The organism is Paragemmobacter kunshanensis, from assembly GCF_011059185.1.
Taxonomy (GTDB): domain Bacteria; phylum Pseudomonadota; class Alphaproteobacteria; order Rhodobacterales; family Rhodobacteraceae; genus Paragemmobacter; species Paragemmobacter kunshanensis.
This window is the reverse complement of record NZ_JAALFE010000113.1, coordinates 1-596: the sequence shown is the minus strand read 5'-3', so window position 1 is coordinate 596 and position 596 is coordinate 1. Positions and strand designations below refer to the sequence as shown.

The 596-nt window shown below is 68.6% G+C and carries 1 protein-coding gene; it reads right to left on the bottom strand.

From position 1 onward, the window contains the following. Positions 1-596, bottom strand: a 596-nt coding sequence (locus tag G5V65_RS22045; protein ID WP_277602982.1) for a DEAD/DEAH box helicase, incomplete at both ends; no start/stop codon positions are given.

Here is a 596-nt window from a genome sequence, read left to right as displayed (position 1 = left end):
GGGTGTTCCTCGGGGTCGACGGTGCGCAGCCCGCGCCCGACCATCTGGATCATCGTGGACTTGTAGGAGCTGGGCCGTAGCAGCACGACGCAGGAGGTGGGCGGATGGTCCCATCCCTCGGTCAGCACCGCCACGTTGACCACGACGCGGGTGTCGCCCGCCGCGTAGTCGGCGAGGATCGCCTTGCGGGTCTCGGCTGCCAGATCGCCGTGAATCAACGCAGCGGATACGCCCGCCGCCCTGAAGGCGTCGGTAACGTGTTCGGCGTGGGCGACGGTGGAGCAGAACACCACCGTCTGCCGGTCGCCCGCCTTCTCGTTCCAGTGGCGGATCACCTCGTCGGTGACGGGCGCGCGGTCCATGATGCCCGCCACCTCCGCCATGTCGAAATCCGACATGGTCTTGCGGACCGAACGCAGCTCGTCCTGGACACCGACATCGATGACGAAGGTGCGCGGCGGCACGAGATGGCCCGAGGCGATCAACTCGCCCAGCCGCACCTGGTCGGCCACGTTGTCGAAGACCTCGCGCAGGCCCTTCCTGTCGCCCCGGTTCGGCGTCGCCGTGACCCCGAAGATGCGGGCGTCGGGATTGGC